Source organism: Actinomycetospora sp. 2LY8.5 (genome assembly GCF_057180585.1).
Map to the genome: position 1 here is coordinate 86,778 of NZ_JBXUHE010000016.1, position 25,330 is coordinate 112,107.

Annotated in this window: 23 protein-coding genes and 2 rRNA genes; 4 read left to right on the plus strand and 21 right to left on the minus strand. The window is 74.6% G+C overall.

Features of this window, described 5'->3' with window-relative positions; all coding sequences use genetic code 11:
- Positions 1–11 precede the first annotated feature (11 nt).
- Positions 12–1,214 carry an NAD(P)/FAD-dependent oxidoreductase gene (locus tag AC2A1K_RS18585; protein WP_483897790.1) on the plus strand — a complete coding sequence of 401 codons (1,203 nt, stop codon included), beginning with the start codon at positions 12–14 and terminating at the stop codon, positions 1,212–1,214.
- The gene (locus AC2A1K_RS18590; protein ID WP_483897791.1) at positions 1,211–2,161 is read left to right on the plus strand and encodes an RNA polymerase sigma-70 factor; all 951 of its coding nucleotides are present in this window, start codon (positions 1,211–1,213) and stop codon (positions 2,159–2,161) included. Before AC2A1K_RS18585 ends, AC2A1K_RS18590 begins: the two co-directional genes overlap by 4 nt.
- Here AC2A1K_RS18590 and AC2A1K_RS18595 read toward each other — a convergent pair.
- From AC2A1K_RS18595 to AC2A1K_RS18625, 7 genes are all read right to left on the minus strand, one after another.
- On the minus strand, positions 2,121–2,684 hold the full coding sequence (locus AC2A1K_RS18595; RefSeq protein WP_483897792.1) for a TIGR03086 family metal-binding protein: 564 nt from the start codon (positions 2,682–2,684) through the stop codon (positions 2,121–2,123). The genes AC2A1K_RS18590 and AC2A1K_RS18595 overlap by 41 nt on opposite strands.
- A gap of 39 nt (positions 2,685–2,723) precedes the next feature.
- A complete protein-coding gene (der, locus tag AC2A1K_RS18600) occupies positions 2,724–4,109 on the minus strand; it encodes a ribosome biogenesis GTPase Der (protein ID WP_483897813.1) in 1,386 nt (461 codons plus the stop codon).
- A 24-nt stretch (positions 4,110–4,133) separates the two neighbouring features.
- A complete protein-coding gene (gene cmk / locus AC2A1K_RS18605; protein ID WP_483897793.1) occupies positions 4,134–4,889 on the minus strand; it encodes a (d)CMP kinase in 756 nt (251 codons plus the stop codon).
- A 140-nt stretch (positions 4,890–5,029) separates the two neighbouring features.
- On the minus strand, positions 5,030–5,770 hold the full coding sequence (locus AC2A1K_RS18610; protein WP_483897794.1) for a pseudouridine synthase: 741 nt from the start codon (positions 5,768–5,770) through the stop codon (positions 5,030–5,032).
- A gap of 524 nt (positions 5,771–6,294) precedes the next feature.
- Positions 6,295–6,882 (minus strand): SMC-Scp complex subunit ScpB, encoded by a 588-nt coding sequence (scpB, locus tag AC2A1K_RS18615; protein ID WP_483897795.1) that lies wholly within the window; start codon positions 6,880–6,882, stop codon positions 6,295–6,297.
- A complete protein-coding gene (locus AC2A1K_RS18620) occupies positions 6,879–7,679 on the minus strand; it encodes a segregation and condensation protein A (RefSeq protein WP_483897796.1) in 801 nt (266 codons plus the stop codon). The genes scpB and AC2A1K_RS18620 overlap by 4 nt, the downstream gene beginning before the upstream one ends.
- Positions 7,676–8,584 carry a ParA family protein gene (locus AC2A1K_RS18625; RefSeq protein WP_483897797.1) on the minus strand — a complete coding sequence of 303 codons (909 nt, stop codon included), beginning with the start codon at positions 8,582–8,584 and terminating at the stop codon, positions 7,676–7,678. Before AC2A1K_RS18625 ends, AC2A1K_RS18620 begins: the two co-directional genes overlap by 4 nt.
- A 251-nt stretch (positions 8,585–8,835) precedes the next feature.
- Between AC2A1K_RS18625 and AC2A1K_RS18630 the strand changes: the two genes are divergently transcribed.
- The gene (locus AC2A1K_RS18630; RefSeq protein ID WP_483897798.1) at positions 8,836–10,068 is read left to right on the plus strand and encodes an MFS transporter; all 1,233 of its coding nucleotides are present in this window, start codon (positions 8,836–8,838) and stop codon (positions 10,066–10,068) included.
- Between the two features lie 44 nt (positions 10,069–10,112).
- Here the strand turns inward: AC2A1K_RS18630 and xerD are convergent, their stop codons facing one another.
- Both xerD and ald read right to left on the minus strand, forming a co-directional pair.
- Entirely contained in the window at positions 10,113–11,048 is a 936-nt protein-coding gene (gene xerD / locus AC2A1K_RS18635) for a site-specific tyrosine recombinase XerD (protein WP_483897799.1), read from the minus strand.
- On the minus strand, positions 11,045–12,175 hold the full coding sequence (gene ald, locus AC2A1K_RS18640; protein WP_483897800.1) for an alanine dehydrogenase: 1,131 nt from the start codon (positions 12,173–12,175) through the stop codon (positions 11,045–11,047). Before ald ends, xerD begins: the two co-directional genes overlap by 4 nt.
- Positions 12,176–12,243: 68 nt before the next feature.
- Here ald and AC2A1K_RS18645 point away from each other — a divergent pair, with 68 nt between their 5' ends.
- Positions 12,244–13,137, plus strand: a complete 894-nt coding sequence (locus tag AC2A1K_RS18645) for an LLM class flavin-dependent oxidoreductase (protein WP_483897801.1) — start codon at positions 12,244–12,246, stop codon at positions 13,135–13,137.
- 86 nt (positions 13,138–13,223) lie between these two features.
- Here AC2A1K_RS18645 and AC2A1K_RS18650 read toward each other — a convergent pair whose 3' ends face one another.
- The 12 genes from AC2A1K_RS18650 to AC2A1K_RS18705 all read right to left on the minus strand — a co-directional run.
- On the minus strand, positions 13,224–13,907 hold the full coding sequence (locus AC2A1K_RS18650) for an NUDIX domain-containing protein (RefSeq protein WP_483897802.1): 684 nt from the start codon (positions 13,905–13,907) through the stop codon (positions 13,224–13,226).
- Entirely contained in the window at positions 13,904–15,628 is a 1,725-nt protein-coding gene (locus AC2A1K_RS18655) for a CTP synthase (protein ID WP_483897814.1), read from the minus strand. The genes AC2A1K_RS18650 and AC2A1K_RS18655 overlap by 4 nt, the downstream gene beginning before the upstream one ends.
- A 76-nt stretch (positions 15,629–15,704) precedes the next feature.
- On the minus strand, positions 15,705–16,622 hold the full coding sequence (locus tag AC2A1K_RS18660) for a copper transporter (RefSeq protein WP_483897803.1): 918 nt from the start codon (positions 16,620–16,622) through the stop codon (positions 15,705–15,707).
- Positions 16,619–17,812 (minus strand): putative cytokinetic ring protein SteA, encoded by a 1,194-nt coding sequence (gene steA / locus AC2A1K_RS18665; RefSeq protein WP_483897804.1) that lies wholly within the window; start codon positions 17,810–17,812, stop codon positions 16,619–16,621. Before steA ends, AC2A1K_RS18660 begins: the two co-directional genes overlap by 4 nt.
- A 95-nt stretch (positions 17,813–17,907) precedes the next feature.
- The gene (gene recN / locus AC2A1K_RS18670; protein WP_483897805.1) at positions 17,908–19,878 is read right to left on the minus strand and encodes a DNA repair protein RecN; all 1,971 of its coding nucleotides are present in this window, start codon (positions 19,876–19,878) and stop codon (positions 17,908–17,910) included.
- A 155-nt stretch (positions 19,879–20,033) separates the two neighbouring features.
- Positions 20,034–21,002, minus strand: a complete 969-nt coding sequence (locus AC2A1K_RS18675; RefSeq protein WP_483897806.1) for an NAD kinase — start codon at positions 21,000–21,002, stop codon at positions 20,034–20,036.
- Between the two features lie 16 nt (positions 21,003–21,018).
- Positions 21,019–21,870 carry a TlyA family RNA methyltransferase gene (locus tag AC2A1K_RS18680; protein ID WP_483897807.1) on the minus strand — a complete coding sequence of 284 codons (852 nt, stop codon included), beginning with the start codon at positions 21,868–21,870 and terminating at the stop codon, positions 21,019–21,021.
- Between the two features lie 5 nt (positions 21,871–21,875).
- Positions 21,876–22,040 (minus strand): hypothetical protein, encoded by a 165-nt coding sequence (locus AC2A1K_RS18685; protein ID WP_483897808.1) that lies wholly within the window; start codon positions 22,038–22,040, stop codon positions 21,876–21,878.
- A 54-nt stretch (positions 22,041–22,094) separates the two neighbouring features.
- The gene (locus AC2A1K_RS18690) at positions 22,095–23,087 is read right to left on the minus strand and encodes an HAD-IIA family hydrolase (RefSeq protein WP_483897809.1); all 993 of its coding nucleotides are present in this window, start codon (positions 23,085–23,087) and stop codon (positions 22,095–22,097) included.
- Complete coding sequence (locus AC2A1K_RS18695) at positions 23,084–23,908, minus strand: hypothetical protein (RefSeq protein ID WP_483897810.1); 825 nt, start codon at positions 23,906–23,908, stop codon at positions 23,084–23,086. Before AC2A1K_RS18695 ends, AC2A1K_RS18690 begins: the two co-directional genes overlap by 4 nt.
- A 930-nt stretch (positions 23,909–24,838) precedes the next feature.
- Positions 24,839–24,955 (minus strand): 5S ribosomal RNA (rrf, locus tag AC2A1K_RS18700).
- 138 nt (positions 24,956–25,093) lie between these two features.
- Positions 25,094–25,330: ribosomal RNA gene (locus AC2A1K_RS18705) — 23S ribosomal RNA — on the minus strand; the annotation flags it as partial.

Genomic DNA, 25,330 nt, shown 5'->3' on the forward strand with positions numbered 1-25,330 from the left:
GTCACCGGGGCATGAGAACCGCATCCACCGCCCGCCTGCAGGTCCTGGTCGTCGGCGCGGGATACGCCGGCGCCACCGCCGCCGTCCGCCTCGTGGGCCGGGCCCGCGACCGCGTCGAGGTGACCGTCGTCAACCCTCGGCCCCGTTTCGTCAACCGGCTCCGCCTGCACCACGTCGCGATCGGGCGCCCGGTCGCGGCACCGTCCCTGCGCGACATGCTCGGCGCCGACGTCACCCTCGTCGAGGGGTCCGTCGCCGAGCTCGACCCCGACGCCTGCCGCGCCACGATCGCCGGGCCCGAGGGCGTCCGGGACCTCGGGTTCGACCGGGTCGTCGTCGCCGCCGGGAGCACGACGACCGTCGCCGTCCCGGGGGCCGAGCACATGCACGCCGTGGGGGATGTCGAGTCCGCCCAGCGTCTGCGTCCGGCGTTCGCCGCGCTCGACCCGGGCGCACAGGTCTCCGTCGTCGGCGCCGGGTTCACCGGCCTGGAGACCGTCGCCGAGCTGGCGGAGAGCCGCCCGGACGTCGCGGTGCGGTTGCTGACCGTCGGCGACGTCGGCGGCTGGTTCACTCCCGACGGCCGCGAGCACGTGCGCGGGACCCTGGAACGACTCGGCGTGGAGATCGTGGACGAGGCGCGGGTGAGAGCCGTCGAGCGGAGCCGGCTGCTGCTCGACGGCGGCCACGCGATGCCGACCGACCTGACCGTCTGGTGCGGCGGTTTCGCCGCGCCGCCCCTGGCTCGCGAGGCGGGGCTCGCCGTCGACGACCGGGGCGCGGTGCTCACCGACGGGACGCTGCGGTCGGTGTCCCACCCCGCGGTGCTCGCCGTGGGCGACGCCGGGCACACGAAGGCTCCCGACGGCGACCGGTACAGCATGTCGTGCCAGTTCGCGTTCCCCTCGGCCGCGCACGCCGCCGACGTGCTGCGCGCCGAGGTCCTGGGCCTGCCCGGACCCGCCCCTCTCGACCTCGGCTTCACCGCGCGCGCCGTCAGCCTGGGGCGACGTCACGCCGTGCTGCAGCCGACCACGAAACAGGACGTCGCACGGGGCCGGGCGTGGACCGGGCGTGCCGCCGTCCTGGCCAAGAGCGTGCAGGTCCGCGGCACCGCGCGGGCTCCGCGGGTCGAGCGCCGCCTGCCCGGGGCCGTCCGCTGGCCGCACGCCGACCCCACGGCGCGGCCCGTTCGTGATGAGCTGACGGCGTGAGCCGGGCCGAGGAGTTCACCGAGCTGCGCCCGCTGTTGTTCGCGATCGCCTACCGCATCCTCGGCAGCGTCGGCGAGGCCGAGGACGCCGTCCAGGAGACGTGGCTGCGCTTCGCGGCCACGCCGACCGAACCGGACTCGGTGAAGTCGTTCCTGTCGGCGGTGGTCACGCGCATCGCGATCGACGTGCTGCGCTCCGCCCGGTTGCGCCGCGAGTCCTACGTCGGACCGTGGTTCCCCGAACCGCTGCTGACCGATCCGTACGACGACCCGGAGCGGTCGGCGGAGCTGGCGGACTCGGTGTCGATGGCGGCCCTGCTCCTGCTCGAGCGGCTCAGCCCGCTGGAGCGCGCGGTGTTCGTGCTGCGCGACGTGTTCGCGTTCGACTTCCCGGAGATCGCGGCGGCGGTGGAGCGCTCGGAGGCGGCGTGCCGCCAGCTCGCCGTCCGCGCCCGTCGGCACATGGCCGCCGGCCGGCCGCGGTTCGAGGCCGACCGGCGAGCACGGGAGGAGCTCGCCGCCCGGTTCGTGGACGCCCTCACCCGCGGTCACCTCGACGGCCTGGAGGAACTCCTGGCCGCCGACGTCCAGGCGGTCGCGGACGGCGGCGGCAAGGGCCCGGCGCTCACCCGACCGGTGGTCGGGGCGGCGAAGGTCGCCCGGCTGATCGGCGCGTTCGCCGGGATGCTCGACGACACCGTGCGCGTCGAGTCGCGCGAGGTGAACCACCAGCCCGGGGTGCTCGTCGCCGACCACGACGGCAACCTCGTCGCCGTCATGGCGCTCGACGTCCTCGACGGGCGGATCCAGGCGATCCGCACGGTGATCAACCCGGACAAGCTCGACCACCTGGGTCCGGTGGCCGACGCCTGGCGTCTGCGCGACGAGGCGATGGCGCGGCGCGCGGCTAACCGACCGGCTGCCCCGGGTCGCGGCCGGCGAGGGTGAGGACGCGGTCGAGCTCCGTCTCCGCGGGCGCGTGCACGACCGGGCCGTAGAGACCCTGACGCTGCTCCGCGGGGGCGTGCTCGAGCTGGGTGACGAACTCCGCGACGGCGGCGAGGTCCTCGTCGCGCACGGCGAACTCCGCGCCCACCGACTGCGCGAGGTCCCAGCCGTGCAGGACGAGCTCCTCGAGCGCGACCACGCCGAGCTGGGCGTTCGGCATCGTCAGCCCGCCCGCACTGCCCTCGCCCTCCCACGCCGCGGGCTCGGACCACGCCTCGGCAAGGCTCGTCAGACGACCCCGGAGCACCGCGTTCCAGTCGCTCGGCAGGTCCTCCGGCGCCCCACCGGCCCCACCCGCGTCGTGGCGGGCGACGCGGATGAAGTGCGCGGAGAAGGCGAGGAGGTGGCCGACGAGGTCGCGCACCCGCCAATCGCCACACGGCGTGGGGCGGTCGAGCCGGTCGTCGTCGACGAGGGCGACGACACGGGCCATCTCCTGTGCGGCAGGACCGAGATCGATCACGGCGATCACTCCTCAGGACGGCGAAGTCCTAGGAATGTATCAGCGTTTGCGGCCCCCGCGCTTGCCCTTCTCGCGCACGCGGACGTTGATCTGCACGGGCGTGCCGGTCAGCGGGAACGTCTCGCGCAGCATGCGCTCGAGGAAGCGCCGGTAGCCGGCCTCGAGGAAGCCCGAGGTGAACAGCACGAACGTCGGCGGCCGGTTCTGCGCCTGGGTGGCGTAGAGGATCTTCGGCTGCTTCCCGCCGCGCACGGGCGGCGGCTTCGCGGCGACGACGTCGGACAACCACTGGTTGAGCTGCCCGGTCGGCACGCGCCGGTCCCAGTTCTCCAGGGCCGTGCGCATGGCCGGCGCGAGCTTCTGCACCGCCCGTCCGGTGCGCGCGGAGATGTTGACCCGCTCCACCCAGGGGAAGCGCACGAGCGCCCGCTCGAGCTCGCGGGACATGGCGTGGCGGCGGTCCTCGTCGACGAGGTCCCACTTGTTCATGGCGAGCACGAGCGCCCGGCCCGCCTCCGCCACCTGCGAGGCGACGCGGAGGTCCTGCTCGCTGATCGGCTCCGAGGCGTCGAGCAGCAGCACGGTGACCTCGGCGGCCTCGATGGCGGCCTTCGTGCGCAGCGACGCGTAGTACTCGGTGCCCGAGGCCTGGCCCACCTTGCGGCGCAGGCCGGCGGTGTCGACGATCTTCCAGGTCTCGCCGTCGATCTCGACGAGCGAGTCGACGGGGTCGGTGGTGGTGCCCGCGACCGCGTCGACCACCGAGCGCGTCTCGCCGGTGAGCTGGTTGAGCAGGCTCGACTTGCCGACGTTCGGCTTCCCGACCAGCGCGACGCGCCGGGGTCCGCCGTCGAGATCGACGTCGTCGCGAGGGCTGTCGGGCATCGCGTCGAGCACGATGTCGAGCAGGTCGCCCGACCCGCGCCCGTGCAGGCCCGAGACCGGGTGCGGCTCGCCGAGCCCGAGGCGCCAGAGCGCCGCCACCTCACCCTCGCCACGTGAGTCGTCGATCTTGGTGGCGGCCAGGATCACCGGACGGTCGGAGCGGCGCAGGGTGCGCGCGACGGCCTGGTCGACCGCCGTGGCGCCGACCTGACCGTCGACCACCAGCAGGATCACGTCCGCCGTGGCCATGGCCGTCTCGGCCTGCGCCGAGATCGCGGCCTGCATGCCCTTGGCGTCGGGCTCCCAGCCGCCGGTATCGAGGAGCGTGAACCGCTTCCCGTTCCACAGCGCGTCGTACGCGACGCGATCGCGGGTCACGCCCGAGACGTCCTGCACCACGGCCTCGCGGCGGCCCAGGATGCGGTTGACCAGCGTCGACTTGCCCACGTTGGGGCGCCCGACCACGGCGAGCACCGGTTGCGACGAGCGCACGTCGCCCTCGGAAAAACTGCCCGTTCCTGCGTCGCCGTCGGCGAGCACAGCGGGCCCTTCCTCGTTCAATGTCTATCCCTTGTGAGAGCCGACTCCCGCGTCGGCGAAGCCGACGATCATATCGCGGTCCTCGGCGAGGTCCTGCAGGCGGTCCAGCACGCCGTCGATGTCCAGGGCCGAGGTGTCGACCTCGACCGCGTCGTCCGCGGGCCGCAGCGGCGAGGTCGCCCGCGAGGAGTCCAGCTTGTCGCGTCGGGCGAGATCGGTGCGGGAGTCCGGGCTGTCGGCGCGCCCCGCGGCGGTGTTCTCCGCGTCGCGGCGACCCGCCCGCACCAGCTCCGAGGCCGTGAGGAACACCTTCAGCCCGGCGTCCGGGAGGACCACCGTGCCGATGTCGCGGCCCTCGACCACGATCCCGGCCCCGTCCTCGATCGCCTCGGCGACGATCCGGCGCTGCTCGGCCACGAGATGGCTGCGCACGGCGGTGAGCGCCGACACCGCCGACACCGCGCCGGTGACGTCGGACCCGCGGATCTCGGCGGCGACGTCCTCGCCGTCGAGGCGGACGCGGGGCTCGGCGGGATCGGTCGAGACGGTGACGTGGGCTCCGAGGGCGACGCCGACCACGTCGTCGTTGCCGTCCGCGCTGGCGGCGGCGACGTCGAGCGGCAGCCCCGAGCGCAGCACCGCGAGCGTGGCCGCCCGGTACATCGCGCCGGTGTCGAGGTAGCGGGCGCCGAGCCGGATCGCGAGCCCGCGCGCCGTGGTCGACTTGCCCGTCCCGGAGGGCCCGTCGACGGCGACCACCCCGCGCAGCGTCCCGTCCATGACCCGTGTGCCTCCCGAACGTCGACCACTCTGCGTTCGGAAGACCATTGTGCCTTGGCGGGCGTGCGACATGTCAGCGGCGTGGCGTCGCTGACGCTGAATGTCCGTAGCGCCACGCGCTCACGGGCTCAACGGCCCCGTCAGAGGCCGACGGCGTGGTACAGCGAGGCCACCTCGTCACGGCCGAGCTTGCGCAGCGTGCCCGGGCGCTGCTCGCCGAGGCGGACGTCGCCGACGGCGGTGCGCACGAGGCGCTGCACCGGCTTGTCGACGGCCTCGAGCATGCGCCGCACGATGTGCTTGCGGCCCTCGTGGAGCACGAGCTCCACCAACACCCGCGCACCCGACCGGTCGACCACCCGGAAGCTGTCGACCGCGACCGGACCGTCGTCGAGCTCGACACCCTCGCGCAGCCGGCGGCCGAGGTCCTTCGGGATCGGCGCGCGGACCTCGGCGAGGTAGGTCTTGGGCACCTCGTAGGACGGGTGCATCAGCCGGTTGGCGAGCTCGCCGTCGTTCGTCAGCAGCAACAGCCCCTCGGTCGCCGCGTCGAGCCGTCCGACGTGGAACAGCCGCTGGCCCTCGGCTTTCTCGAGGACGACGTCACCGACGCAGCGCCGGCCCTGGTCGTCCCACATCGTCGAGAGCATCCCCTCGGGCTTGTTCAGCGCGAGGTGCACGGTCTCGGTGTCGGTGACGATCCGGGACCCGTCGACGTGGATGACCGCCGTGTCCGGGTCGACGCGGATGCCCATCTCCTTGACGACCTTGCCGTCGACCTCGACGCGCCCGTCCCGCATGAGGATCTCCGCCTGCCGCCGCGAGGCCACACCCGCCTCGGCCAGCACTTTCTGCAGGCGCACGCCCTCGGACCCGCTCACACCGCTCCCCTTGGTCGATCGCTTTCTCCAGCCTACGCAGGCCTCCTCGTCACATTCACGGGCCGTGGCGCGACCACACGGTGAGGACGCCGAACCAGGAGGGCCGCGCGATGCTCGGACGCAAGACGTTCACCGCCGACGAGATCGACCGGGTGCGCAGCGGACGGAGGTCGCGGCGCTGCGGAGTCACGACGACCCGGCGCCCGAGAACGCCTGCTGCTCGCGCTCGACCGCCGGTTCGTGCACCGCATCCGCGCGGCGTCGGGTAAGGACACGAACCCGGTCACCGAGCGCGCGCGTTCCGGTCCGTCCGGGGTGTCGAGGAGGTCGTCCGTGACGTCGAAGCGCCACGTCGTCGGGGCCGCGGCCTCGTCGGACGGCCGGCCCGGATGGTTCCCCGCTCCGCACGATCGCGCGGCGGAACGGTCCGGACGGGGCGGCGGCGAACAGGTCGGCGAGGCCGAGCGCCCCCGCGGACCCACCGAAGACCGTGACGCCGGTCCTGCTGCGCATCGCTGGCATCGTCACTCGTCGATGTCGTCCACGTCGGGCAGCAGGGGCGCGATCGGCGGGAGCTCGTCGATCGACTGTAGGCCCAGGCGCTCGAGGAACAGCTCCGTGGTGCTGTAGAGCGTCCCGCCCCCGATGTCCGTGCCCGCCTCGATGATCAGCCCGCGCGCGGCGAGGGTCCGCATGACGCCGTCGACGTTGACGCCACGCACCGCCGCGACCCGCGAGCGCGTCACGGGCTGGCGGTAGGCCACGACCGCGAGGGTCTCCAGAGCGGCACGGGTCAGGCGGGTGCGCTGGCCGTCGAGGACGAAGCGCTCGACGTAGGGGGCGAAGCGGTCGCGGCTGTAGAGCCGCCAGCCCTCGCTGCCGACGCGTAGCTCCATGCCGCGCTCGCGCGAGGTGTACTCGGCCGCGAGGCCCTCCAGCGCCTCCTTGACGCGGGCGACGGGCTGGCCGAGGACGTCGGCGAGCTGGTCGGTCGGCGCCGGCGCGTCGACCACGAGCAGCACGGCCTCGAGCGCCGCGACCAGCTCGGTGTCGGACGCGAGGGACTCCTCGATCTCCTCGAGGGGATCGTCCTCGTCCTCGCCCTCGCTCACTCGTCCTCCCCGGTCGCACTGGCGCTGCCCGCGTCACCCCCGGGCGCCCAGCGGACACGCAGCTCGGCGAACGCCTCGGCCTGGTCGAGGGCGACGTCGCGGGCCCGGTACAGCTCGAGCACCGCGAGGAAGCGTCCCACGACCTCGATGCCGTCGGAGCAGTCGGCGACGAGCTCGGCGAACGTCGCCGCGCCCTGCACCTGGAGGCGTCCGGCGAGGATCGTCATCTGCTCGGGCACCGACACCGTGGCGGCGTGCAGGTGGTCCAGACCGACGGTCGGGGGCGGCTTGGGCCGGAAGACGGCGGCGGCGAGCTCGGCGAACCCGTCCGCGTCGACACCCAGCTGGACCGGCGGCAGCATCTCGGCGAACCGCGGCTCCAGCGTCACCGCCCGCGGGTAGCGCATGCGCGCGGCGCCCTCGAGCTCGCGGAACAGCGCCGCGACCTGCTGGTACGCGCGGTACTGCAGCAGGCGCGCGAAGAGCACGTCGCGGGCCTCGAGCAGCGCCAGGTCGTCCTCGTCCTCCACCTCGGCCTGCGGCAGCAGCCGCGCGGCCTTGAGGTCGAGCAGGGTCGCCGCGATGACGAGGAAGCCGGTGGTCTCCTCGAGGTCGGCGTCGTCGCCGAGCGCCGCGGTGTAGGCGATGAAGTCGTCGGTGACGCGGGAGAGCGCCACCTCGGTGACGTCGAGCTCGTGGCGCCCGATGAGCTGGAGCAGCAGGTCGAAGGGCCCGGTGAAGTTGTCCAGGCTGACCTGGAACCGGGACCTCTCGGGTGCTTCGGGAGCCAGCGTCACCGGGCGATGACCTCGCGGGCCAGGGCGCGGTACGCCTCGGCACCGGTGGAGCGCGACGCCCAGCGGGTGATCGGCTCGCCGGCCACGGTGGTCTCCGGGAAGCGCACCGTGCGGTTGATGACGGCGTCGAAGACCAGCTCGCCGAACGCCTCGACGACGCGGGTCATCACCTCGCGCGTGTGCAGCGTGCGCGGGTCGTACATGGTGGCCAGGATGCCGGTGATCTCCAGCTTGGGGTTCAGCCGGTCCTGCACCTTCTCGATCGTGTCCATCAGCAGCGCGACCCCGCGCAGGCTGAAGAACTCGCACTCCAGCGGGATCAGCACCCCGTCCGCGCAGGCCAGCGCGTTGACCGTCAGCAGCCCGAGCGAGGGCTGGCAGTCGACGAGGACGTAGTCGTAGCGATCGAGCACCGGGCCGATCGTGCGCCCGAGCGTCTGCTCGCGGCCGACCTCGGTGACCAGCTGGACCTCGGCGGCCGAGAGGTCGATGTTCGACGGGAGCAGATCCATCCCCTCGACCGTGGTCGGGCGGATGACGTCGTCGATCGTGACGCCCTTCTCCATGATCAGGTTGTAGATCGTGGTGTCGAGCTGGTGGGGCTGCACGCCCAGGCCCACCGACAGGGCGCCCTGCGGGTCGAAGTCGACCAGCAGGACCCGCCGGCCGTACTCGGCGAGCGCCGCGCCGAGGTTGATGGTGGACGTCGTCTTGCCGACGCCGCCCTTCTGGTTGCACATCGCGAGGACCGTCGCCGGTCCGTGCCCGTCGAGGGGCCCGGGGATCGGGACGTGCCGGCGCGGACGGCCCGGTGGGACCTCGCCGGACGTCTCGACCGCTCCGTCCGCGGCGCCCCCGGGAGGCTGCTCGCCCGGTGACCAGAGGACCGGCTGCGGGTTCGACATCGCGTGTCCCTCCCTCAACGTGCCCGGCCGTGTGCTCGTGCGATCAGCCTAGGAGGCGCGTCGGGCACGCCGTCGCGCGACTCGCCGGGCTTCGTCGGTCACGAGACGCACTCGTCACCCACGGCCACGGCTTCTGTCCGTTTCCGTCACGAACTCCCGGTCAGCGGAAGCCATGGCGACGCCATGGTGTGACCACTCGCATACTCCCCGCTCATGTCGACCCCACCCGTCGACCGATGAGGACGTGAGCGATGACGACCGAATCCTCGACCGCCACCCCACCCCGCGCCGCCGGGGCGGGGTGGGTACGCCCGCTGTGCTGGTCGGCCGTGGCCCTGGAGGGCTTCGATCTGGTGGTGCTGGGCGTGGTGCTGCCCGTGCTGCTGCGTGACCCGACCTGGGACCTCGACCCCGCGGGAGCGTCGGTCGTCGTCACCGTCGGGCTGCTCGGCGTGATGGTCGGCGCGCTCGCCGTCGGACCGATCGCCGACGTCATCGGCCGCCGGGCGACGATGATCGCGACGGTCGCCGGGTTCTCGGTGCTCACGCTCGCCTGTGCCTTCGCGCCGAACCCCGAGGTGCTGGGCGTGCTGCGCTTCCTCGCCGGGCTCGGGCTCGGCGGCGTGCTGCCGGTCGCGCTCGCGCTCGTCGCGGAGTACGCCCCCGTGGGCCGGGGCAGCAGCGCCACGACGATCCTCATGACCGGTTACCACGTCGGCGCGGTGCTGACGTCACTGCTCGGGATCCTGCTCATCAGCCCGCTCGGATGGCAGGCGATGTTCGTCGCGGGCGCGCTCCCGGCGGTGATCCTCCTGCCGCTCATCGTGATGCGCCTGCCCGAGTCGGCGGAGTACCTCGCCCGTCGCGGCGGTGGGAGGGACTCCAGCTGGCGCAGCGAGAGGCGCAACCCGCTGGCCACCCTGTTCCGCGACGGTCTCGCGCGTCCGACGATCGCGTTCTGGATCGCCTCGTTCATGGGCCTGCTGCTCGTGTACGGACTGAACACCTGGCTGCCCGAGATCATGCGCTCGGCCGGCTACGAGCTCGGCGCCGCGCTGGCCCTGCTGCTCGTGCTCAACGTGGGCGCGATCCTCGGGCTCCTCCTCGCGGGCAGCGTCGCCAACCGGACCGGCGTGCGCCCGGCGACGATCGCGTGGTTCGCCGCGGCGACGCTGTTCCTCGCGCTCCTGTCGATCCGGCTGCCCGGGATCGGGGTGTACGTGAGCGTGCTGCTCGCGGGCATCTTCGTGTTCTCGGCGCAGGTGCTGGTCTACGCGTACGTGTCGCAGCTCTACCCCGCGGAAGCGCGCGGCACGGCGCTCGGCACGGCGAGCGGCGTCGGACGCCTCGGGGCCATCACCGGCCCGATCCTCGGCGGCGCCCTGCTCCAGGCCGGCGTCGCCTACCCCTGGGGCTTCTACGCCTTCGCCCTGGTCGCTGCTCTCGGCGCCGTCGGCGTGGCCCTCGTCGGCCGAACTCCCTGACTGCCCTCGTGAGTGCTTTCCGGGCCTATAGGCCCGGAAAGCACTCACATGCGGGCGCGGGGGTGTGCCATCGCGAAGACCTCGCGCAGGGTGTCGACGGTGACCTGCGTGTAGATCTGCGTCGTCGTCACCGACGCGTGGCCGAGCAGTTCCTGCACGACGCGCAGGTCCGCGCCGCCGTCGAGCAGGTGGGTCGCGAACGAGTGCCGCAGGGTGTGCGGGGAGATGTCGCCGGTGATGCCCGCGCGGTCGGCGGCCTCGCGCAGCGACGCCCACGCGCTCTGGCGCGACAGCCGCCCACCCCGCGCGTTGACGAACAGCGCCGGCGTCCCCCGCCCCCGACTCGCGAGCCCCGGCCGCGCCCGCACCCGGTACGCCTCCAGCGCGGCGAGCGCCGGGCGCCCGATCGGCACGATCCGCTGCTTGCCGCCCTTGCCCGCCAGGCGCACCGCGCGCTGGGTGGAGTCGACGTCGTCGACGTCCAGGCCGACGGCCTCGGAGATCCGCGCGCCGGTGGAGTACAGCAGCTCGAGCAGCGCGCGGTCGCGGACGCCGGCGAGGTCGTCGGCTTCGCCGCCGCGGGACTCCAGCAGTCGCCCGACGGTCGCGACGTCGAGCGCCTTGGGCAGCCGGCGCGGCGGGGCCGGTGGGTGCACCTCGCGCGCCACGTCGACCGCCACCATGCCCTCGGCCAGCGCGAACCGGTGCAGACCCCGGACCGCGACGACGGCCCGGGTCGCCGACGCCGTCGCGAGCGGCGCCCGGCCGTCGGCGCCGGTGCGCAGGGCGACGAGGAAGTCGCCGACGTGCTGCTCGGTGACGTCGGCGAGGTCGCGCACGCCCGCCGCCTCGAGATGCTCGAGGTATCTGCGCAGGTCCCGCCGGTAGGACGCGAGCGTGTTCTCCGCCGTTCCCCGCTCCACGAGCAGGTGGTCGAGGTAGACGATGACCGCTGTCTCGACGGTGTCCGGCGCCGTCACCCCGGCAGCACCCCGGCAAACACCTCGGAGACCGGCCGCACCGGCAGGTCGTGGGCGGCGCCGACCGCCTCGGAGGTCAGCTCGCCGTCCACGACGTTCACCCCGCGCGCCAGCGCCGGGTCGGCGGCCACGGCGTTCGCGAGCCCCTTGTCGGCGAGGGCCACCACGTACGGGAGCGTGACACCGGTGAGCGCCCGCGTCGACGTCGTCGGCACCGCGCCCGGAACGTTCGCGACGCAGTAGAAGATCGAGTCGTGCACCCGGTAGGTCGGCTCGGCGTGGGTCGTCGGGCGGGTGTCGGCGAAGCAGCCGCCCTGGTCGACGGCGAGGTCGAAGAGCACGGACCCGCGGCGCATCTGCGCCACGAGGTCGTTCGGCACCAGCACCGGCGCCTTGGCCCCCGGAACCAGCACGGCTCCGATGACGAGGTCGGCCTCGCGGCAGGCGCGCTCGACCTCGGGGGTGCTCGACAGGACCGTGCGGACGCTGCCGGAGAAGATCTCGTCGACCCGCCGCAGGGCGCGGACGTTGACGTCGAGCACCTCCACCGAGGCCCGCAGCCCGACCGCGATCGTCGTGGCCCCGAGCCCCGAGGTCCCCGCACCGATCACCGCGACGCGGCCCGGGCGCACACCGGGCACGCCGCCCAGCAGGACGCCGCGCCCGCCCTGGGCGTTCTCGAGGTGATGCGCGCCGACCTGCGGCGCCATGCGGCCGGCGATCTCGCTCATCGGCGCGAGCAGCGGCAGCGCCCCGTCCTCGGTCTGCACGGTCTCGTAGGCGACCGCAGTGGCGCCCGCGTCGAGCAGCGCCCGCGTGCACTCGCGCGACGCCGCGAGGTGCAGGTAGGTGAACAGCACCTGGTCGCGGCGCAGCCGGTGGTACTCCTCGGGAACCGGTTCCTTGACCTTGAGCAGCAGGTCGCTCGCCGCCCAGACGTCGTCGGCGGTGTCGATGACGGTGGCCCCGGCCTCACGGAACACCTCGTCGGTGATCGCCGATCCGACGCCGGCCCCGGTCTCGACGAGGACCTCGTGACCTCGGCGCACCAGCTCGGTGACCCCGGTGGCCGTCAGCGCGACCCGGTCCTCGTGGTCCTTGACCTCCCGCGGCACACCCACCTTCATGGCGGGACCATAGCCGCACCGAACGCCCCAGTCGGCCCGCCGCGCGCGGGAGGGACAGACTGATCACCGTGCGACTCGGGACCACGCTGCCGCAGTTCGGGGACGCCGCCGACGAGGTGGCGAGGATCGGGGAGTTCGCCGCCCGGGCCGAGGAGGTGGGCGCCGCGAGCCTGTGGGTCGGCGACCGCCTGCTCGCCGCCGTCGACCCGCAGGTCGGCTACGGCGGCCGCGACACCGTCCCCGTCGAGTTCCGCCGCGCGCTCGACCCGTTCGCGCTGCTCGCGGTGGCCGCGACCGCGACCACGTGGGCCACGCTCGGCACCAGCGTGCTCGTCGGGCCGCTCTACCCGCCCGCGGTGCTGGCCCGGTCGCTGACGACGATCGGCGCGCTCGCGCCCGGGCGGCTGCTCGTCGGGCTCGGCATCGGCTGGTCGCCCGAGGAGTACGCCGGCGCCGGGCTCGGCTTCGACGCCCGCGGCGCCCGGCTCGACGAACTGCTCGACGGGCTCGACACCCTCTGGTCGGGCGCGCCGGCGCCGCTCCCGGGTCCGCGCTTCCCGCTGCCGGCGGTGCACGTCGAGACCCCCTCACCCCGCCCGTCGGTTTACCTCTCGGCGTGGACCGACTCCGCGCTGCGCCGGGTCGGGCAGCGGGCCGACGGCTGGCTGCCGGTCGGGCGACTGCCCAGCACCGACCTGGACGGCCAGGCGCGGGCGCTGCTGACGTTCCGCGCCAACATCGACGCCGCCGCGAAGGAAGCCGGACGGGATCCCGCCGAGGTCGCCACCGCACTACGGGTCAACGTCGCCGCCGGCCTCGGGGCCGCGGAGATCGCCGACGGCACCCGGCGCCTCGTCGAGATCACGGGGTTCACCGACGTGTTCGTCGACCCGATGTACGCCGCGCCGGGCGTCGACGCGAGCCTGGATCTGCTGGCGGACCTGCTCGCCCAGATCGCCTAGTCCGCGGCCGCCCGCCAGGTGATCAACGGGGAGTTCGCGCGCCTAGAAGCAGCGAACAAGGCGTTCGCTGCCATCACCCCGGGGCTCTAGCGGCGCGCGGCGCGCCGGGCCGCGAACTCGCCCGGGCGGTCGACCCACTCCGCGTCGACGGGACGCGGGGCCGAGCGGCCGTCGCGCACCGCCGCCGCCGCGAACACGCCCGCCACGCACGGCCCGTTGACCAGCGCGCCCGACATGGCCCCGGTGACGAGGTCGTCGAGCGGGATCCGGCGGATCACGAGGTCCGCCTCCTCGTCGTCACCGCCCACCGGGCGCTCCACCGACCGCAGCCCGCGCGCGAGGAACACGCGCACCGACTCGTCGGCGAACCCCGGGCAGCCGACGATGTCGACCAGCGTCGACCAGTCGTCGGCCTCGATCCCGACCTCCTCGACCAGCTCGCGCTGCGCCGCGACCACCGGGTCCTCGGAGGGGTCGTCGAGCAGCCCCGCCGGCATCTCCCAGATGCGCCGCCCGAGCGCCGGCCGGTACTGGTAGATCATGACGAGGCGGTCGTCCTCGTCGAGCGCCGCGACCGCGACGGCGCCGAAGTGCTCGACCTTCTCCCGCCCGGCGATCCGGCCGCCCGGCATCCGCACCTCGTCGCGACGCAGGGCGAAGATCGCGCCCTCGTAGAGGGTCTCGCGCTCGACCACGGCGAAGTCGTGCGGATGGCCACCCGAGCCGTCGTACGGGTCGGCGAGTGAGTCGGGGGTGCGCGGCGCCGTCACCGGGTCGCGCCGGCCGGCTCGTCGAGAACGTCTTCCACCGACCCCACCGAGTCCGTCTCCAGGTCCAGGCGCTGCGACGCCACGTGGCGCAGCGCCGCGGCGACGAACGCGCGGAACAGCGGGTGCGCCCGGGTCGGGCGGCTCTTGAGCTCCGGGTGCGCCTGGGTGCCGACGAAGAACGGGTGCTTGTCGCGTGGCAGCTCGACGAACTCGACGAGCGCGCCGTCCGGCGAGGTCCCGGAGAAGACCAGGCCCGCCTCGGCGAGACGGTCGCGGTAGGCGTTGTTGACCTCGTAACGGTGGCGGTGCCGCTCGGTGATCCGGCCGGTGCCGTAGGCCGCACGCGTGATCGTCTCGGGCGCCAGCACCGCGGGCCAGGCACCGAGGCGCATCGTGCCGCCCATGTCGCGCTCGCCGGCGACGACGTCGGTCTGGTCGGCCATGGTCGAGATGACCGGGTGCGGGGTGTCCTCGTCGAACTCGGCGGAGTTCGCGCCCTCCAGGCCGGCCATGGACCGCGCCGCGTGGATGACCATGCACTGCAGGCCCAGGCAGAGCCCGAGCGCCGGGATGTCGCGGCGGTGGGCGTGGTCGAGCGCGCCGACCTTGCCCTCGATCCCCCGGATGCCGAAGCCGCCGGGCACGAGGATGCCGTCGACGCCCGTGAGCGCCGCGGCCGCGCCGGCCGGCGTCTCGCACTCGTCGGAGCCGACCCAGCGCACCGCGACGCGGGCGCGGTGCGCGAACCCGCCGGCGCGCAGCGCCTCGGTCACCGAGAGGTAGGCGTCGGGCAGGTCGACGTACTTGCCGACGATCGCGATCTCGACGGTCTCGGTGGGGTGGTGCACCCGGTCGAGCAGGTCGCCCCAGACGGCCCAGTCAACGTCGCGGAACGGCAGACCCAGCCGGCGTACGACGTAGGCGTCGAGACCCTCGGTGTGCAGCACCTTCGGGATGTCGTAGATCGACCGCGCGTCCGGGCATGCGACGACGCCGTCGTCCTCGACGTCGCACATGAGGCTGATCTTGCGCGTCATGTCCTCGGGGATGTCGCGGTCGGCGCGCAACACCAGCCCGTCGGGCTGGATACCGATGTTGCGCAGCGCGGCCACCGAGTGCTGTGTCGGCTTGGTCTTCAGCTCACCCGACGGCGCGAGGAACGGCACCAGCGAGACGTGCAGGAAGAAGCAGTTGTCGCGTCCCACCTCGTGGCGCAGCTGCCGCGCGGCCTCGAGGAACGGCAGCGACTCGATGTCGCCGACGGTGCCGCCGACCTCGGTGATCACCACGTCGGGCGCGGGATCGTCCGTGCGCATGGCGAGAACGCGCGACTTGATCTCGTCGGTGATGTGCGGGATGACCTGGACCGTGTCGCCGAGGTACTCGCCGCGCCGTTCCTTGGCGATGACGCTCGAGTAGACCTGCCCGGTGGTCACGTTGGCCCGCGCGGACAGGTCGCGGTCGAGGAACCGCTCGTAGTGCCCGATGTCGAGGTCGGTCTCGGCGCCGTCCTCGGTGACGAAGACCTCGCCGTGCTGGAACGGATTCATCGTCCCGGGGTCGACGTTGAGGTACGGGTCCAGCTTCTGCATGGTCACACGCAGGCCGCGCGCGGTGAGCAGCTGGCCGAGACTCGACGCCGTGAGCCCCTTGCCGAGCGAGGAGGCGACGCCTCCGGTGACGAACACGTGCTTGGTCGTCCGCGCCGGCTGCACGGTCAGGACCCCGCCGGCGATACTCCGTCACTCACGGGGCTTCAGGGTAGCGGACCGCGCCTGCTACCCACCCGAGCGACCCTCAGCCCGCGGCGGGCTGCGGCGTGAAGGTGCCCGCGGCCGGGCCGTACACGCCGGTCCGCCCGTCGGCCTGCTCGCGCAGGGCCAGCACGGTGGCGACCCGCGAGGCCGGGCCCTCGAGCGCGTCGACCGTCGACAGGCCCGTGCGCAGCGCAGGGTCCGACCGGACGGCGGTGACCGCCCCGGACCCGGTGCGCCCGGCGAGCACGGCGCCCGCGCCCACGCGGTCCATCTCGCCCGCGATCCGCGCGAGCACGGTGTCGCGGGCAGGGTCGGCGCCGCTGCCGGTCACGACGAGCGCGAGCTCGCCCGGCGCGGCCCCGAACGCCTCGGGCGACCGGACGTATCCGGCTTCGGAGAGCGCGCGCAGCGCCGTCGCGACCTCGGGGCCGGTGGTGCGGTCGCCGACGCCGCCCGGGCGGGCGACCAGCAGCGACCCGAGCAGCGACCCGGTGAGCGTGCCGGTGTCGGTCGTGGTCGGCAGCTGCGCCCCGGCGGGCAGCAGCCGCGGGACGAGCGCGCGCAGCGCCTCCGCGCGGTCCGGGGCGACGGCGGCGTCGGTCAGCGCGACCTGGCCCGTGACGCGCCCGCCCGCGCGGGTGACGAGGTCGGCGACGGCGTCCAGGTCGGCGGGTTCCGCACCGGGGGCGGCGACCAGCGCCACGCCCCGGTCGGGCAGCACTCCCGCGACCGTCGACGGCGCGCCGGCACCGACCAGACGCTCGGTGGCCAGCAGCTGCGCGCCCACCGCGTCGCGCTCGCCGCGCATCTGCACGACCTCACCGGCGAGCTGGTCGCGATCCGAGGTCAGGGCCCCGAGCACCCGCCCGGACAGGGCCGAGGCCCCCAGTACGACACCCAGCGCGAGCGCCAGCAGCACCGCCGCGATCGACACCACGTGGTAACGCAGCGACATCATCCCCCGACTCCCGCCGCCGCGGCCGCGGCGGCCGCCCACCCCTCACGCACGAGCATCACGATGGCTTCGGCGAGTCCGCTCGCGAACAGCGCCGTCGCGCCGACCGCCATCACGGCCAGCAGCAGGAGCAGGACCGCTCCGGTGGTGACCCGGTGGCGGTGCAGCGCGGCCACCGCCGACGCGTCGACCAGCGTCGGTCCCAGGCGCAGCCGTGTGAGCAGTGTCGACGGGTTGCTCCCCGAGCGGCCGCGGTCGAGGAACCCCGACAGCGTCGCGTCGAACCCGCACGCGACCACCAGCGAGGCGCCGTGGCGCTGCGCGATGATCAGCGCCATGTCCTCCGGGTTCGCCGACGACGGGAACCCGACGGGATCGATGCCGGCGTCCTGCAGCCGCGCCAGGCCCGCGATGTGCCCGTCGGTGTCCGCCGGAATGACCACGTCCACGGCCTTGCGCGCGAGCTCCGGGTCGATCTCCAGCGCGGTGCCGACGACCACGGCCGGCGTGAAGCCCGCAGTCCGCAGGGCCGCGGCGCCACCGCCCACCCCGACGAGCACCGGGCGCTCCTCGCGCACGAAGTGCCTGAGGCGGCGCAGCTCCTCGACGCGGTCGGAGCCGCCGGCGACGACGAGCACCGTCCTGCCGTTCATCGCCGTCTCCAGCCCCGGGACGCCGACGCCGTCGAGCAGCATCGCCCGCTCGCGGCCCATGAACTCGGTGGTGTTCGCCGAGAACGCCTCCAGCTGCGCGGCGAGCCCGGAGCGGGCCTCGGCGAGCTGGTCGGCGACGGTCTCGGCGTTCTGCTCGAACCCGCGGGCGACCTCGTCGTCGCCGAGGTACACACCGCCGTCGTGGAGGCGGACCGAGGCGCCGTCACGCACACGGCGCAGCACGCCGTCGCCGACGTCGTCGACGAGCGCCACCCCGGCGTCGGTGAGGATCTCCGGGCCGAGGTTCGGGTAGCGGCCCGAGATCGACGGCGAGACGTTGACGACCCCGGCGACGCCCGCGTCGACGAACGCGTGAGCGGTCGCGCGGTCGAGGTCGACCTGGTCGATCACCGCGACGTCGCCGCGACCGAGCCGGCGCAGGAACTCCGGGGACACCTCACCGCCGGAGCGCCCACCGAGACGTGCCGTGCCGACGACGCCGGCCGGCGCCTCCTTCGTGCGTCCTCGTGGCCACTTCATACTCGCCACCCCGCACCCCTGCCGCGACCCATGCCTCGATGGTCGTCGGAGGGGCCCCGCAGACGGAGCCGACGCGCCGAGGCGACGTGCGGCGGTCACCCGGCCCGGCGACTCCGGCGGCGACCGTGACGCCGCGTGATCGCACCGCGCGTGATCGGTGTGGGGGCCTCGGCGGTCTCGTCGCCCGCCGACCGGTCCGCCGCGGCCGCGGCGAGCAGCTCCTCGGCGTGAGCGCGGCCGGTCTCGGTCTCCTCGGTGCCCGCGAGCATGCGCGCCAGCTCGACCGTGCGGTCGCCGTCGCCGAGCGTGCGGACGGCACTGCGCGTGACGCCGTCGGTGTCGTCGGCGTCCGCGAGCCCGCCTTTGTCGACCACCAGGTGACGATCGGCATACGCCGCGACCTGCGCCAGGTGGGTCACGACGACCACCTGGTGGGTGCGGGCGAGGCGCGCGAGCCGGCGCCCGACCTCGACGGCCGCGCGTCCGCCGACCCCGGCGTCGACCTCGTCGAACACCAGCGTCGGCGTGGTGTCCGCCCCGGCGAGCACGACCTCGACCGCGAGCATGACCCGCGAGAGCTCGCCGCCCGAGGCGCCCTTGTGCACCGGCAGCGCCGGCGCACCCGCATGGGGGGTGAGCAGCAGCTCGACCTCGTCGACGCCGTCGGGTCCGGCGACGACCCGGTGGCCCTCGACCTCCAGGGCTGTCGCGTCCGAGGCGGCGGCCTCCTTGGGCGCCACCTTGGGGGCCACCGCCATCTGCACCGACGCCGACCCCATGGCCAGGCCGTCGAGCTCGGCGGACACCGCGGCGCCGAACCGGTCGGCGGCCTCGCGGCGCGCCGCCGACACCGCCGCGGCGTGCCCGGCGACCTCGCCCGCGAGCTGCTCGGCCTCCGCCGCCAGCGCGGCGAGCGCCTCGTCGGAGGTGTCGAGGCCCGTGAGCTTCTCGCGCGCCGACTCCGCCCACGCCAGCACGCCGTCGACGTCCGCGGCGTACTTGCGGGTGAGCCCCTTGAGCGCGGCCTGGCGCTCGAGCACCTGCTCGAGGCGCTGCGGGTCGGCCTCGAGGCGCTCGAGGTAGTCGGTGAGCTCGGCGGCGGCGTCGCCGAGCAGCGCGGCGGCCTCGGCGAGCCGGGGGTCGAGCCCGGCGAGCGCCGGGTCCTGGCTACCCGAGCTGCCCTGCAGACGTCGGCGCGCCTCGCCCAGCAGCCCCACGGCGTCGACTCCCCCGCCCGACCCGTCCTCGCCCGCACCGTCGGGCGGGCCGGCGAGGGCGGCGAGGGCGGCCGACGCGGTGGCGCGCAGGTCGTCGGCGTCCGCAAGACGGCGCGCCTCGGCCACGAGCTCGGCGTCCTCGCCGGCCTGCGGGTCGACCGCCTCGATCTCGGTGAGCCCGTGGCGCAGCATGTCGGCCTCGCGGCTCATCTCGCGCGCCTGCTCGCGCCGGCGGGTCAGCTCGGTGACCGCGCGGCGCCAGGCCGTGCGCGTGCCCCGGTAGGCGGCCAGCGGCTCGGCCACCGCGGCGCCGGCGAACCGGTCGAGCACCGCCCGCTGCTCGGCCGCCCGCAGGAGCCGCAGCGCCTCGTGCTGACCGTGCACGGCGAGCGCCGCGTCGGTGACGTCGCCCAGCACGGCCATCGGCACCGAGCGCCCGCCCAGGTGAGCGCGCGAGCGCCCGTCGGCGGACACCGTGCGCGCGGCGATGAGGCTGCCGTCGTCGTCGAGTGCGGCGCCCGCGTCGGCGGCGAGGCGCAGGGCCGACCGGGGCCCGGCGTCGTCCCCGCCCTCCGGTGGGTCGCCCTCGGTGTCGGTGTCGGTGTCGGTGTCGGTGTCGGTGTCGGTGTCGGACGGAGGCAGCAGGAACCGACCCTCGACCATGGCGCGCGTGGCGCCGCGGCGCACACGCGAGGAGTCGGCGCGGCCGCCACCCAGCAGGTGCAGCCCCGTGACCACCATCGTCTTGCCGGCCCCGGTCTCCCCCGTGACCACGGTGAGCCCGGGGTGCAGATCGAGGGTGGCATCCTCGATGACCCCGAGGCCTTGGATCCTCAGCTCGGCGAGCACGGCCCTCACGGTAGCGGTCCGGTCCGACGCTCCGGGTCCGAACACGCCGATGGGATCGAACACGTGGTCGAACGGTCGGTGTCGGGCGGTCGGCGGAGCGGTGAGGGGAGCACGCCGATCGGGGAGCTCGGCCCGTCGACCGGAGCCCCTCGAGCTCAGCCCCGGCGGCCCCGCCACCCCTGCACCGGCAGCCCGAACTTGCGGACCAGACGGTCGGTGAACGGCTGCACCCGCAGCCGTGCGAGCAGCACCGGGTTGCGCCCACGGACGACCTCGACGCGCGAGCCCGGCGGCAGCTCGATCGTGCGCCGGCCGTCGCAGACGAGCACACCGGCGTCCCCGCGGCTCGACACCTCGAGCGCCACCGACGAGTCCGGCGAGATGACCAGCGGCTTCGCGAACAGCGCGTGCGCGTTGCTCGGCACCAACAGCATCGCCTGCACCTCGGGCCACACCACGGGCCCGCCCGCCGAGAAGGCGTAGGCCGTCGAGCCGGTCGGCGTCGCGCACAGCACCCCGTCGCAGGCGAACTCCGACACCGGGCGACCGTCGACCTCGAGCACGACGTCGAGCAGCCGCGCCCAGTTCATCTTCTCGACGATCGCCTCGTTGAGCGCCCAGGTCCGGCCCAGCTCGGTGCCGTTCTGGTGGGCGACGACCTCGACCGTCATCCGTTCCTCGACGCGGTAGGTGCGCCCGACGACGGCGTCGAGGACCTCGTCGAGGTCGTCGAGGTCGGCCTCGGCGAGGAACCCGACGCGCCCGAGGTTCACGCCCAGCATCGGCACCCGCGCGTGGCGGGCGAGCTCGGCGGCCCGCAGGAGCGTGCCGTCCCCACCGAGCACGAGCACGATCTCCATGCCGAGCGCGGCGTCGGAGTCGGGCGCGACGGTGCGCGGGCGCTGCCCCTCCGGGAGGTCGTCGAACAGGCCCTCGTCGGTCGAGTACTCGTCGGGGAGGATCCGCAGCGCGAACCCGGCCTCGGCGAGCCGGCGGGCGGCCTGCGACGCCACCTTCCGCGTCGCGTCCCGGCCGGTGTGCACGACGAGGAGCGCGTCGCGCGTGCCGCGGCCGTCGTCGTCCGCGACACCCGCCGCATCGGCCTCCGCGAGCCCGTCGGTCACCGGCGTCCCCTTGTCGTCACTGCGGACCTTCCTCCACGGCGCGCTCCACCAGCGTCTCGCTGTGCGCCCTGTCGTGCCCGCCGTCGTTCCCGTCGTCGTTCCCGGTCGCCCGGTGCAGCCAGCAGAAGTACTCCACGTTGCCCGACGGCCCCGGCAGCGGGCTGGCGACGACGCCGTGCAGCACCAGGCCCCGCGCACGGGCGGACGCCACGACGTCGAGCACGGCCGACGTCCGCAGCGCCGGGTCGCGCACGACCCCGCCCGAGCCGAGCCGGTCCTTGCCGACCTCGAACTGCGGCTTGACCATCGGCACGAGGTCGCCGCCCGGGACCGTGCACGCGACCAGCGCGTCGAGGACCAGGCCGAGGGAGATGAACGACAGGTCGGCGACGACGAGGTCGACCGGTCCGCCGATGTCGTCCGGCGTCAGGGAGCGCACGTTGACCCGGTCGTGCACCGCGACGCGCGGGTCGGTCTGCAGCGCCCACACCAGCTGCCCGTAGCCGACGTCGACCGCGACGACCTCGCGCGCGCCGTGTCGCAGCAGGACGTCGGTGAACCCGCCGGTGGACGCGCCCGCGTCCAGGCAGCGCCTGCCGTCGACGGTGAGACCCTGCGGGACGAAGGCCTCGAGTGCGCCGAGCAGCTTGCCTGCGCCCCGCGACGCCCAGCCCGGGTCGTCGACGTCCTCGCGCACGACGACGGCGGCGGCGGTCTCGACGGCCGTCGCGGGCTTGCTGGCCACCGTGCCGCCGACCGTCACCCGGCCCTCGGCGATGAGCCCGGCCGCGTGCTCGCGCGACCGGGCGAGGCCGCGTCGGACCAGCTCGGCGTCCAGGCGGAGCCGGCGGGCGGTGGACCGGGCCACCGCGCTCAGGTCCGGTCCACGTCGGCCAGCACCGCGACCAGCGCGTCGTGCACCGCCTCGAACCGGGTCGCGTGCTCGGCGGCGTCGAAGTCGTCGCCGTCCCCGGCACCGTTCGGGAGAGCCGCGACGGCGTCCCGCAGGCCGGTGAGCGCGTCACCCTGCTCGATCATGGCGCGTCCTTCCCCGGCGTCGGCCCGGATGCTGTCGCCGTCCACGCTAACCCGTCAGCCGCTGGCCAGCCCGAGTGCGCTGATCATCTTCTCGGCCGGTGCGCCGTCGGCGCGGACGCCGCCGCCGCCGCCGCCGGACGACCAGGCGGCGCGGCAGAGGGCGCGCAGGGCGGCGGTGGGTTCGTCGCCGTCCCCGTCCAGCACCAGATGCCCGTCCTCACGCCGGGCGGTGAACCCGGCGGTGTCGCCGTCGGCCACGGAGGTCGCGGCGAGGTCGGCGTCGAGAACGCGCAGGTCGGCGCCGAGGTACGTCGGGCGTTGCCCCGCCGGCGCGACCAGGAGGGCCGCGGGGGTCGAGACGCCGGTGAGGACGAGGAGGCTCTCGGCGTCGACGCTGTGGGCGCCGGCGATGTCGGTGTCGAGGCGGTCGCCGACGACCAGCGGACGCTGCGCGCCCACCCGGGCGATCGCCTGCTCGAGCAGGGGCGCCGCGGGCTTGCCCGCCACCAGCGGCTCGCGCCCGGACGCCGCGCGGAGGGCGGCGACCATCGACCCGTTGCCCGGCAGGAGGCCGCGCTCGTTCGGCAGGGTCGGGTCGACATTGCAGGCGACCCACACCACGCCCCGGTGCAGCGCCAGAGTCGCCTCGGCGAGGATCGGCCAGCCGGTGTCGGGCGAGTGCCCCTGCACCACGGCGACGGGTTCGTCGTCCTCGGCACGCACCGGCTCGAGGCCCACGAGGCGGATCTCCTCGGCGAGTGCCTCGGTGCCCACGACCAGCACCTTCGCCCCCGGCGCGACGTGCTCCGCGACCACGACCGCGCCGGCCTGCGCGCTGGTGACGACGGCGTCCGTCTCGAGCGTGAGCCCGAGGTGACGCAGGTGGTCGGCGACCTCGTCCGGGCCTCGCGAGGCGTTGTTGGTGACGTAGGAGACGGTCGCCCGCCCCCGCACGGCCTCGAGGCTCTCGACCGCGCCCTCGATCGCGTCCGGCCCCCGGTACACCGTGCCGTCGAGATCGACGAGCAGCGCGTCGTGCTCGCTCACCCGGAGAACCTCGGCGCCTCGACGGCGCTCGACGGCGCGTCCTCGCGCGCCTCGTCGGTGGACCTCTCGGCGGCCTGGACCTCGTCGTCGAGCACGTCGCGGTCGTCCGTGGCGGTCTCGGTGGCGGTCTCGGTGGCGGTCTCCGCGGCCGTCTCCTCGGCGGCGGCGTGGTCGCCGACACCGAGCATGATCGCGCGCTCCTCGGCGTCCGTCTCGCCCTCGAGGTCCGTACCGGCGGCCTCGAGGAACGCGCGGACCGCGTCGTCGGTGCGCCCGGCGGCCTGGAGCGCCTCGGCGTAGGCGTAGAAGAGCCGCGGCACCCACGGGTCCTCGCGCGAGGCGTCGAGCTCGGGCACCTGCAGCCCGACCACCGCGGCGTCGTTCTCGCCGAGGTCGCGCCGGGCGCCCGACACGACGATGAGGAGCTCCACGGCGTCCTCGGTCGTGAGATCGCGGGCCTCGGGGCTGCGCGACAGCTCGATCGCACGCTCCGGGCGGCCCAGGGCTCGCTCGGCGTCGGCCATCACGGCCAGGTGACCGTCGCCGCCCATCCGACGGCTCGCGCGGAGCTCGGAGAGCGCCTCGGCCCACTCCCCCGCGTGGTACGCCGCGAGACCCGAGGCCTCGCGCACGATGGCGACGCGGCTCGCCCGGTGGCGGGCGAAGCGAGCGTGGGCCAGGGCCTGCTCCGGGTCGTCGTCGACGAGCTCGCCGACCGCGACCAGATGGCGCGCGACGACGTCGGCCAGGTCCTTGGGGAGGCCGCGCAGGTCGCGACGCGCCTCCGGGTCGAGGAGGTCGGGCGTGATGTCGTCGGGCAAGGGCGGCGCCACGGGACGTGGCGCGGCGTCCTGGTGGCGCTGGATCGGCTCCGACGAGTGGTCGACCCTGTCGCCGGTCTCGACCCTGTCGCCGGTCTCGTCGCGGCGCGGGTCGGGGCGGCGGTCGTCGTGCGGTCCGCGCGCACGGTCGTCACGGGGCCGACCACGGTCACCACGGGCACTGCGGTCGCCACGCCCCCCGCCGTCACCACCCGCACCCGGGCGGCCGCCCTGCGGACGCGCGCCGTTCGGGCGGCCGCCCTGCGGACGCGCGCCGTTCGGGCGGCCGCCACCGGGCCCTTCGTCGCGAGAGCGATCCGTGCGGGGCCGGTCCCCGCCGGGCCGATCGTCCCGGGGCCGACCGCCTCGAGGCCCGTCGTGGCGGCGATCGCCCCGCCCGTCACCGCGGGGCCGGTCGTCGCGGGACCGGTCGTCGCGGGACCGGTCGTCGCGGGACCGGTCGTCGCCCTGCCGCTCACCACGAGGGCGGTCACCGGAGGGCCGGTCGTCGCGGCGCTGGCCGTCCCGCGGACGCGAGTCGCGCGGGCCACGGTCGTCGCGGCGGTCGTCCGACCGGCGCCGCCCGGAGCCGCCGCGGTCGTCGTGGGGGCCGCGGTCGGACGGGCGTCCGCTGCCGCGACGCTCCCCGCCCCGAGCGCCACCGCGGTCCCGGCCGGTCGCCCCGCGACCACCCGAGCCCTGCTGCTCGTCGCGGGAGGAGCCGGCGGTCCTGCCGCGGCGTGGGTCGTCGTCGCCTCCGCGAGCGCCGGGCCCCTCCGACGGGTCGGACGACATCACGGACCTCCTGTGGACATGCGAACGGGCAGGGCTCCAGCCGGAGTCCTGCCCGTCAGGTACTGCTCATTCTGTGGCGACCTCTGCAGGTCGTCGTCGGTGTGCCCACCCACGTGGTGTGGGGGTGGTCGGGTGTTCCGGCGGTGTCCTACTCTCCCACGACCTGTCGGTCGCAGTACCATCGGCGCTGGAGGGCTTAGCTTCCGGGTTCGGGATGGGTCCGGGCGTTTCCCCTCCGCTGTGGCCACCGGAACACCCCACCACCCCCACCGGGTATGGGCCCGTGGGGGGTGGGGTGTGTGGTCGTTGGGATATGCACAGTGGACGCGGGCATGTGGTTGTTCGTGACGCATTGGTCGCCGTGGCACGTCGTGATTGCTTGACGTGTGTGTGGGCAAGTCCTCGGCCTATTAGTACCAGTCCACTGAACGCCTTGCGGCGCTTACATGTCTGGCCTATCAACCCACTGGTCTGGTGGGGGCCTTAACCCTCGAAGGGGTGGGAGACCTCATCTTGGAACGGGCTTCCCGCTTAGATGCCTTCAGCGGTTATCCTTTCCGAACGTAGCCAACCAGCCGTGCCCCTGGCGGGACAACTGGCACACCAGAGGTTCGTCCGTCCCGGTCC

What these genes read in the sequence shown, in the direction of transcription:
- AC2A1K_RS18630 (WP_483897798.1), top strand. Translation starts at nt 8,836, where the DNA reads ATGACGACCGAATCCTCGACCGCCACCCCACCCCGCGCCGCCGGGGCG.
- AC2A1K_RS18585 (WP_483897790.1), top strand. Translation starts at nt 12, where the DNA reads ATGAGAACCGCATCCACCGCCCGCCTGCAGGTCCTGGTCGTCGGCGCG.
- AC2A1K_RS18625 (WP_483897797.1), bottom strand. Translation starts at nt 8,584, where the DNA reads ATGTCGAACCCGCAGCCGGTCCTCTGGTCACCGGGCGAGCAGCCTCCC.
- AC2A1K_RS18685 (WP_483897808.1), bottom strand. Translation starts at nt 22,040, where the DNA reads ATGATCGAGCAGGGTGACGCGCTCACCGGCCTGCGGGACGCCGTCGCG.
- ald (WP_483897800.1), bottom strand. Translation starts at nt 12,175, where the DNA reads ATGAAGGTGGGTGTGCCGCGGGAGGTCAAGGACCACGAGGACCGGGTC.
- steA (WP_483897804.1), bottom strand. Translation starts at nt 17,812, where the DNA reads ATGAAGTGGCCACGAGGACGCACGAAGGAGGCGCCGGCCGGCGTCGTC.
- cmk (WP_483897793.1), bottom strand. Translation starts at nt 4,889, where the DNA reads ATGGACGGGACGCTGCGCGGGGTGGTCGCCGTCGACGGGCCCTCCGGG.
- AC2A1K_RS18660 (WP_483897803.1), bottom strand. Translation starts at nt 16,622, where the DNA reads ATGATGTCGCTGCGTTACCACGTGGTGTCGATCGCGGCGGTGCTGCTG.